Genomic DNA, 10,046 nt, shown 5'->3' with positions numbered 1-10,046 from the left:
TACCGTTAACTTATGAGGCTTGCGTAATAGAAAACTACATGTCCGGATCATGTAGAACCATGGTCAAAATCATATAGCAAAAGCCTTATATAAGCCACTCCCTAAAATCGACCAAGTACGTGTATTTTGCACATATGATATGAACTTTGAGCTCATGTGATAGCATAAGAACATCAAAGGTTAATCAGGAGCAATAAATGGTAGACAAGGCGACAAAACAGGAGATCTTAAAGTATCACAAGAAAGGCGTTGAATCTGAGGTTATTGGATGGATCTTGAATATTCCTTTTGAAGAAGTTGAAAAAGTCATCAAACGCTCAGATATCGGCGATTTTCCACCATATGAAGTTGTTGAAGAACAACTTTTGCAAGGTGATTGCGACTTCATGCTTAGTGCGTATAAGGCCACAGGATACGACTATGATGAGATAACAGAATTAGTTAACTACTACCCAGAAAAATTTGGCCTAGATAAGTCATTTATCACATGCATCAGCGATCTTAGATATTTTCTAAACTTGGCACGAGAGCAAAAAGAAAAGGATGAAGCAGCTAAGGCTAAGGCTAAAAAGAGGGCAAAAGCTAAACCGCCAATAAATTATGAAATGGGCGATGTGCTGCAAGTTAGCGTAACCGAGGCCCCATTTCAATTTGCTGATGAAGAATGCGAATATCTCATCTATGTATACGCTTTTGTCTACCCATGGTCGCACAAGACTTTCTTCTGGGCTAGCCCGTTTTTAAGCGACTCGGCATGGTTATTCGCAACTACAAAATGTTTGAAGAAGTACGGCATTCCTAAAAAGATAGCTTGCCTAAAAAATGATTCGATTATCCGCATTGGCGCAAACAAAGAAGATCTTTCTTTCAGTCCTAGCTTTAAGTGGTTTTGCGAACAATACAATATTGAATGTGAGCCTTTTAGGCCTAAAGGAACTCAAAGACTTGGTGCTGTCGATCAAGCCTGCAACTTTGTCAAAAGAAGTGGCTTAGTTTGGTTAAAAATAACAGATAAAGTTAAACACGATTATGCTGAGCTTAACAATGCTCTAGAGGCTTGGAATACTCAGTATAGCGATACAGATCGTTTATTCACTGGCACCATTGATGGTAAAACCGACAAATACACACCTAAACAGCTCTTTGACGTTGAGTCACAGGTGCTAGGCAAAATGGATCCTAATGTAGATAGCTCAATATATGTGTCAAATGAAAACGTTAACCCGGATGGCTATGTGTATTTGAATGATCTAAAGATCAAAGTAGATGATAAATACATAGGCCATATAGTTAGCTTCTACCTTGCTGCTAATGGTTCATACATTCTGCTTGACTACGATAACGAAGTCATTGAGCACGAAAAACCAGCAAACAGCGCTCAAGCAGTAAAAGGATTGATCGATGAGATCATAAAAGAGATTGGTTAGATAGCTTCTTGGTTAGCCCATAAAGAGGTGCTACTCTGGCAATTTGTGCTGTCGTAGAAAAACAAAGGGCTACGGATGCGTAAGCATCAGTAGCCTCTTTTTGTTTCGACTCACAAGGAGCGTGTGTAGCGATGAGGGACGTGCTCTATTAGCACCCTCATGCTCTTGCTAAGCTTTGTCTTAGCACACTGTCTAAAAATACGGTATTAATTAGCGCAGAATACCAGGCAGGTTTTGGCCATCGCAAACCTTAGTTACTAAGGCCTGAACGATCTGTGGGTTGCCAGCAACTAAGTTACCAGAGGTAGTGAAACCTAAACCACCAGTAAAGTCAGTAACGATACCGCCAGACTCACGTAAGATGAGCTCACCAGCGGTAAAGTCCCATGGCTTTAAGCCCTGCTCTAAATAACCATCAAAACGGCCACAAGCAACGTAGCACAGATCTAAAGCAGCACTGCCGCTACGACGGATATCAGCTACATTGTCGATAAGACGGGTGAATACTTCCATGTAAGCACTCATACGCTCACGATAGCGCATAGGAAGAGCAGTACCGATTACGGCACCTTCTAAAGACTGATGCTTGCTAACACGGATGCGACGGCCATTGTAAGTAGCGCCCTCGCCACGAGCTGCACTAAAGAGCTCGTTAGTGATTGGATTGAAGACTACACCAACAATGGTGCGGCCCTTGTGCTGCAGACCGATGGAAACGGCGCAGTGTGGGATACCCTTAACGAAGTTGGTGGTACCATCGATTGGGTCGATGATCCACACATACTCTGAATCCTTATCGCCAATAAGACCGCTCTCCTCGCCTATGATAGCGTGGTCACGGTAAGACTTACGCAGAACGTCAACAATAGTGCGCTCACACTCACGGTCAATATCAGTTACTAAGTCGTCAGCAGTAAACTTAGACTCGATGTTGTAGTTGTCATTGTCAATATTGCGAGCAATAACGTTACCTGCAGCGCGTGCGGCACGAACTGCGATATTCAGCATTGGATTCATTTTAAAGAGCTCTCTTGGTGAAACAAAAGTGCCTTATTCTAACAAATTGCAAGCATCAACTTCACACTTTTGCTAAATTATTTTCATAAAAAAGTTCGCACAATACCTCAATCCCCGCCAAAGTGCCCATCTACAGGCCAGCTGCAGCATATAGCTATAAGCACACACGTGCTCATCTACACTAAGTTTTGGCCTACCGTGTAAAAAAAACTGCTTGCCTAGGTCTACATAGAAAACTGCTTTTAGCAGATTGATGAGTGCTTAGTCACTGCTGTGCTTACGATCTTGAGGTGATAACTTTCTTATCTGCATTGAGTATCTTTTGCTAGGATCAATAGCATGTGCTAAGCTTGCCTTTCTAATGACAATCTAATGGTCATGGCATTCTTTTGCGCTAAGGATTGCATAAGTTTGTTTAAGCCCTGTGCATTTCTTAGTATGAATGTGGCCATATGAGATCTTAAGATACTCTCATCTTATTAATTGCAGATGGGTATCGTCTAACACTAGCAGCCGAGGTTTTAATGGACTCATTAAAGAACAACGACTTATACCAAAAGGTAGTTCCTGGTTTTAAGACAGCACCATTTGAAGAAAGTCCGGCTGTAACTCAAGGCTTTTTACTCGGCCTAATCGCACGTGGTCGTGGCTCATCAGACTCAAAGGCCCTTAAGATCACCGTAGATATCTTAAACGGCGGCACTGCTTTAACTGGCTCTGGTATCGCTTTATTTACCACCATGATGATTGAGCTTGAGCGCGAGCTTAAGAACAATAAGCTCAGATTATTTGTGCCTTCTAAAAAAGAAGAAAGCCAAAAGCGCCGCATTACCTGCTTAACTGAGATCGCCTACGGCTTTAACTTAGGCATGTGTTGTGAAAACCAGCCAACCGTTGGTTCGATTGTGGAAGCTGACTACGTTGAAAACAATGGCATCTTAAAAGAAGATCTTGAGATGGTAGCCATGGTTGGAGAGCTTGATCCTGAGTCAGACTATGATGAAGATGACTTTGATGTAGTGTTCGACAAGTTCATCGAAACTATTGTTGAAATCTACACCCTCTTCCACCGTCACGAAAAAGCATAAGCGCAAGTTCTGCCCCACTCTCTACTTTTTAGCAAGGCAGCAGCGCAGCCTTGCTAAACTTCATCTGTTCCCCTCACAAGCCCCATCTGATCCTACCTAGCCTAGCCCACTAGATCGCCATTGCTATTGAGCCTCAACATTTTTCCTTGTATTGGCCTTGCTAGGGCCCTGCTTTGGCCAAGCTGTGGTTTTGCTTGGGCTTTGCTTTGATCTTTTTAGTCGCGGCCAGGCAGTAAGAGGAGGATGTGGTCGATTGCCTTCATGCGATCGCGCAAAACGGCTGCCTCTTCAAACTTGAGCTCGTGGACGAGTTCGAGCATCTCTTTTTGGATACGCTCAACTTCCTTAACTAAGGCATCGGCACTTGGCAGGCGACGATGGGAAGCAAGATTATTCATAAGATCGCCAAGCGAAATATTGCCAAGCTCACGTAAAGCTGAAGCTACTGCAGGTGAGATATTAATACCCTGCTCACGCTGCACAAAGGCAATAAGCAAGGACATGACGCGGGCTTTTTCTTCATCAGCGGTGACAGACTTGCCTAAGGCCTCAATGGACATCTTTGATGCTGCCTTTGCTGTAGCTGCTGCAGTATCCATTGGCTTTTGATCTTTAAGCTTAGCTGCAGCTTTATCGCCCTGATAGCCGCGCTTAGTGCCTTGCAGAGTATCCACCTCGCGCTCATTTTCCCATTGAGCACGGGTTTTAGTTGGCATGGCACGCTCTTCATATGGAACCTTAAAGGCATCTGAGTGAGCTAATGCCACCTCCATAACATCGACGATCTTCTTTTTAATCTGCTTTGGCTCAATACCATGATCTTTATTGTATTTATCTTGGATCTCACGACGTCGGGCAGTTTCATCCATAGTCTGACGCATGGAGTCGGTGATCTTGTCGGCATAGAAGATGGCCTTACCCTCAACATTACGCGCGGCACGACCAACAGTCTGAATTAAAGAGCGAGTTGAACGTAAGAAGCCTTCTTTATCTGCATCTAAGACAGCAACTAAGCTTACCTCAGGGATATCTAAACCTTCTCTTAAGAGGTTAATACCGATAAGCGCATCAAACTCGCCTAAACGTAAGTCACGAATGATGTCCATACGCTCCACAGCATCGATATCCGAGTGCATATAGCGTACTCTCAGCCCATGCTCATCAAGATATGAGGTGAGCTCTTCGGCCATCTTCTTAGTAAGCGTAGTAACTAAAGTACGCTCATTACGCTCTGCGCGTTGTCTAATCTCAGACATCACATCATCAACCTGAGTAGCCACAGGACGAACTTCGATAATTGGGTCTAAAAGGCCCGTTGGACGAATAAGCTGCTCAACCACCTGAGTAGACAGATCAGTTTCGTAATCAGCTGGAGTTGCTGATACATAGAGAGTTTGAGGTTGAAGCTTTTCAAACTCTTCAAAACGTAAAGGACGGTTATCAAAGGCAGACGGCAGACGGAAACCAAAGTTAATAAGATTCTCTTTACGAGAGCGATCGCCTTTATACATGGCACCTATCTGCGGCACGGTTACGTGTGACTCATCAATAATCAAAAGACCATCATCAGGCAGATAATCAAATAAACATGGTGGTGCCTCACCTGGCTTTTTGCCAGTGAGATAGCGTGAGTAGTTTTCAATGCCTGAGCAGTAGCCTACCTCATTGATCATCTCAATATCATACTGAGTGCGCTCACGAATACGCTGCTCTTCAAGAAGCTTACCTTCTTTTAAAAACTCATCACGTCTAATCTTAAGATCAACTTTGATCTGCTCAATAGCATTGAGCAAGATGTCACGAGGTGTTACATAGTGAGACTTTGGAAAGACGGTAAAACGTGGCAGATCGCATTCGATTTGGCCAGTTAAAGGATCAAAGCGTGAGATACGCTCAATCTCATCATCAAACAGCTCAACACGTACTGCATAGCCATCGGATTCAGCTGGAAAAATATCAATAACATCGCCACGTACGCGGAATGTCGAACGCGCAAAATCAACATCGTTACGGGTGTACTGCAGATCAGAAAGGCGGTTAATGATGTCACGCTGGCTAATCTGTTCGCCACGGGACACGTGCAGCATCATCTTAAGATATGTCTCTGGTTCGCCTAAGCCGTAGATCGCAGATACTGAGCAGACCACAACGGTATCGCGGCGCTCCATCAGAGCCTTGGTAGCACTCAAACGCATCTGATCGATATGGTCGTTAACCTTAGCATCCTTTTCAATAAAGGTATCTGTGGCAGCTACGTAAGCCTCAGGCTGATAGTAGTCGTAGTAAGAGACAAAATATTCAACCGCGTTATTTGGGAAAAACTCACGCATCTCACCATATAACTGCGCCGCTAAGGTCTTATTGTGAGACAGGATCATGGTTGGGCGATTGAGTCTAGCAATCACATTAGCCATGGTGAAGGTCTTGCCTGAGCCAGTTACACCAAGCAAAGTCTGAGCTTTATCGCCACGCTCTAAACCTTTGACCAGAGCATCAATTGCAGTTACTTGATCGCCTGCTGCGGCAAAAGGAGCAACGAGCTCAAAACCATGTTTTCTTGCCATCTGTGTTTTCCTAGACCTATCTAAAGCCCAACATCAAACCAGGCACCATAAGTTGCCCAAAGATTATCTTTCACATGATAAACACCGCTCTTGCCTGTTACCACCACGCGTAAGATGACTAAGCATCATGGAAGTATCTAAAGACGGTAAGCAACATTGTACCCTTGATGTTGTTGGTTCGACCCAAAATAAAACAACCTTGCCTACATGCCACATCAGTGGGTTATAGACAAGGTTGTATCATACATGAAAGCCGCCTGGTGCAGTCGACTGCACACAGCAACAACGGTTTTGTTGTGCAGCTTTATTAATTTAGTTAGTTATGCACAAAAGCTAATTAGGCCTTGGTGTTGATAACTGAACCTACACGGCCATTTGACTGTGCAGATGCATTAATCTGCTGAACAGACTGAGCAGTGTCCTCGAGTAAGCTCATGGCGATCTTGCCCTGAGCCTCAGTTGAACGCTTAGTCATAGCAACGGCCATGAACTCAAAACCGAAGTTATCGCTGAGACCAGTAATATTGCTCATTAGTAATTCTCCTAAGAATCGGATTTCTCTAATATTATATCGCCAATGAAAGTCTCATCTTTAGCTCAATAGTGAAAAGATCTGTCGATTTGACACCTAAAAACTCATCAATGCTAGGCATTAACTAGCTTTTAGCCTCTTTAAGCATGACAAAAGAATTAACCAATCCCATGCTATTAGACTTCTTATCTATAAAGAGCCATGAGCATTAACGTTATCTACTCAGAGCCGATAGCTAACACATACTGCATGCCAAACTAGAGTCAAAAGAGCATGATAAGCCTAGGCCTATCTACTTAGCTTCGCATCACAGCAACCAGATAGGATCAGTAAACTTGGCTTTATTGCATCAAACGGCATATCAACAACAAGCGCAAACTTATGACCATACCAGTATCTTACATGAGCAAGATTAGTGCACAATTAGGCCAAAGCTAAGATTTCAACAAGAAAACTAAGCATAACTTGGCATCAAAAGCCGTATCTACTTTAAAGTTTTTGATATATAAGCCATTTATGGGCAAGCCATAACTTACAATCAGCACCTAAAAAATGCCTAATGATTGCACAGCTAATTCGCCAAATTTTTTGAGATCACCATATTTCATGAGATCACCATCTTTGCCACTGACGGCCACTGCCTTGCCATCAATAAGATAAGCTTTGCCGTTGCATAGCTTCAAGCCTTACCAAAAGATCACCAATAGCAATCTGTACCCTCGTAATAGCTGTGTTGGCTGTTATGTTTGAAAGACAAGTTGTGCGAGAAACTCGTTTCTAAATCAACACCATCAATCATTACAAACTCATTAGCTAAAACATATTGCCTAGCAAGCGCATAGAGTCTAAACGCTGCTAACTCATAGGATCAAATGCATTGCCTGAAAAACAAAAAAGCCAAGGCATCAGATGGAATACCTTGGCTCTTTATTGAGCATATCAATTTAATGTGCTGAGAGCTAGATCTTGGCTCTTCTCTCTTATGCTGCGCGATTAGAGAACAGCACCTAACTCCTGACGTAAGGTGGCTGCAGCGCCTAATAAACCAGCCTTTGGCTCGGTAATTACATAAGTTGGGATACGAGATAAGTAATCCTTGAAACGGCCCTTATCTTCAAAGGCATCACGGAACTTGGAGTTCTTGAAGAAGTCGATAAAGCGAGGAACTACACCACCTGCTACATAAACACCACCAAAGGTGCCTAAGGTCAGAGCTAGGTTGCCACCAAAACGACCCATGAGACGGCAGAAGGTGTTTAAAGCCTCCAGGCAGTCTGGATCTGGATTAGCGCTTAAGGCTGAAGCGGTAATGTCAGCTGGAGTTAAGCCAGTACGTAAACGCTCATTACGCATTGCAATGGCTTCGTAGAGGTTCAAAAGACCAGGGCCTGAGAGTACACGCTCAGCTGATACGTGGCCAATACGTGCACGCAGAGTAATTAAGATCATGTCCTCAGACATGTTGGCTGGGGCTAAATCAACGTGACCACCTTCACCAGAGAGTGGAATCCACAGATCATTGTGCTTAATAAGGTGAGCAACACCAAGGCCAGTACCTGCTCCGTAAACTGCAATTGGAGCGTTTAGATCAGGCTCGCCACCACCAATCTTGACGAGAGTCTTCTTATCAAGACAGGTAACAGACATACACATGGCAGTGAAGTCATTTACCACGAGCAGAGTATCAAGACCTAAATTAACCTTGAGCTGTGACTTTGAAAAAGCCCATGGGTTGTTAGTCATCTTGATATAGTCCTGATTGACAGGACATGCAATCGCAATACATGCAGCTGTGAAATCTACCTTAGTATCCTGACGAAACTTTTGAATTACTGATTCTAAAGAGTCGTTCTCTAAAGCAGAGTAAATAATTGGATCAGATATGCTACCGTCTGCTAAGTTACAAATAGCTAAACGTGCATTGGTGCCGCCGATATCGCCAACTAAGGCATAGCCTGATAAAGCAGTCATAAAAACTCCAAACAGCTTGCGTTGCATTACTAAGATCTCGCACTTTTGCCATCTAAAAGCTTGGTCTTTAATACAGAGCACTTAAGATAAGCTTTGAGTACAGATCATCAGCTAATCATAGCAAAAAAGCTTTTGACAAAATATCTAGCCACGCATCAAAAAAGCAATTGAGTAGCATAAGTGGTCTAAAAAGTTGAACTTTCACCCTCTACTACTACTTCTATACGCTAATTCTTTACATTTTGGATCAACTTATTAAAGTTGACAGTAAATGCTCTATTTTTGAGACTGCAACGAACATCCAACTTAATTGTTAAACATTTTGGCCTCTCTCTAGAGTCTTTCTTTTTTACTACCTTTTGGCCTGCCAAACTTTGGCTTTGGTGCTCAATCTGAGCGCTTATCCATTGGTGCTGGTTTAGGCTATCAGGGCTCTTCCAATGTAGATGAGTTTACCTTAACAGGTAATGCTCGTTATACCTTTTAATTAAGTTTTGTTATCCGTGTTGTATCCAAAGATTTAGGGATACCTCATAAATCGAGTTTGCTTGCTCGCTAACCCCAGAAAGGATTCAGCGGCAAGCTACTCATGACACAGGTAACAAACCTTTAAAACTTGGCCCAATGGTATTACAGCGGTCTTTATTTGCTAAGACGTAATTATTGCCAGCTACCTTTCGGTTGTGGATATGTGAGTCTACTCTCTGTATATTGAATGTAGATTTTTGCAGCGGATGCAAAGAAATGATTTTTTAAAGGCAGGTATCTTTTGCTTTAGACAAATAAAAAAGGCTAAGTGTCGCACTTAGCCTTTTTTGGAAATAGGAGGATTGTCTATGAAAAGGAGTTTAACTATGAGTTAATTTAAAAACGATCACTTTGCTCTGTTCGTTTTGTTGAGCACATGATAATGGGATTTGTGATGTAGGTCAACAATTTACTAAAAAATTTTTAACTTTTTTCAAAAATTGGAACCTACAGCTAACTTTTACCTATAGTGATTAACCTACTTGTATGCTAGACAAAAGCCCACCAGTACTAGCTTTGCAGCTATTTTCCTACTCTCATTATTTACACATTTGTAAAGCACTGTTAGATTTGACTTCCTCGGTAAGACTAGGGTAACAAGGCCTCTTTTCACTGCAAATTTTGCAGAACTTTGCAAATCGACATATTTTAAGACCCACTTTTTTGAATCTTTCTTCCCTTCACTTGCAGCTTTCATTCATTAATTGCAACTTAATTTGAGAGTGAACTGATGTTGCTGTCTATAACATTTTTTCTTTGAGCCTCTTTCATTGAGTTTTAGCTTGCTTTTGTTGAGTCATGATCCCCTTAGCCTTATACACATACAGACAAGTTGTGGCTAAAGATAAACAAATAGCGGCATTTCTACAGGATAGACCCGTGCTTATTTGGTATTATTGTTAGTCTGCAAAGCTACAAG

The 10,046-nt window shown here is 42.5% G+C and carries 6 protein-coding genes; 2 read left to right on the top strand and 4 right to left on the bottom strand.

The genetic code is table 11. The features are described 5' to 3' along the window. Positions 1 to 197: 197 nt before the first annotated feature. Positions 198 to 1,427, top strand: coding sequence for a hypothetical protein (locus RDO37_RS03825; protein WP_308498164.1), 1,230 nt, complete (start codon positions 198 to 200; stop codon positions 1,425 to 1,427). A 210-nt stretch (positions 1,428 to 1,637) separates the two neighbouring features. Here RDO37_RS03825 and suhB read toward each other — a convergent pair whose 3' ends face one another. After that, entirely contained in the window at positions 1,638 to 2,444 is an 807-nt protein-coding gene (gene suhB, locus RDO37_RS03820; RefSeq protein WP_027939647.1) for an inositol-1-monophosphatase, read from the bottom strand. A 524-nt stretch (positions 2,445 to 2,968) separates the two neighbouring features. Here suhB and RDO37_RS03815 point away from each other — a divergent pair. Continuing rightward, a complete protein-coding gene (locus tag RDO37_RS03815) occupies positions 2,969 to 3,532 on the top strand; it encodes a UPF0149 family protein (RefSeq protein ID WP_027939648.1) in 564 nt (187 codons plus the stop codon). A gap of 215 nt (positions 3,533 to 3,747) precedes the next feature. On the opposite strand, the gene uvrB is transcribed toward RDO37_RS03815, so the two are convergent. The 3 genes from uvrB to RDO37_RS03795 form a co-directional block, all read right to left on the bottom strand. Continuing rightward, the gene (gene uvrB, locus RDO37_RS03805; RefSeq protein WP_374045302.1) at positions 3,748 to 6,096 is read right to left on the bottom strand and encodes an excinuclease ABC subunit UvrB; all 2,349 of its coding nucleotides are present in this window, start codon (positions 6,094 to 6,096) and stop codon (positions 3,748 to 3,750) included. Positions 6,097 to 6,433: 337 nt separating this feature from the next. Next, the gene (locus RDO37_RS03800) at positions 6,434 to 6,628 is read right to left on the bottom strand and encodes a hypothetical protein (RefSeq protein ID WP_044121660.1); all 195 of its coding nucleotides are present in this window, start codon (positions 6,626 to 6,628) and stop codon (positions 6,434 to 6,436) included. Between the two features lie 993 nt (positions 6,629 to 7,621). Further along, positions 7,622 to 8,599 carry a glucokinase gene (locus tag RDO37_RS03795; RefSeq protein ID WP_273324320.1) on the bottom strand — a complete coding sequence of 326 codons (978 nt, stop codon included), beginning with the start codon at positions 8,597 to 8,599 and terminating at the stop codon, positions 7,622 to 7,624. Between the last annotated feature and the right edge of the window lie 1,447 nt (positions 8,600 to 10,046).

This window comes from uncultured Anaerobiospirillum sp. (genome assembly GCF_902485895.1).
GTDB classification, from domain to species: Bacteria; Pseudomonadota; Gammaproteobacteria; order Enterobacterales; family Succinivibrionaceae; genus Anaerobiospirillum; species Anaerobiospirillum succiniciproducens.
Note: the sequence above shows the minus strand (reverse complement) of the source record. Positions and strands in the feature narration are given on the sequence as shown.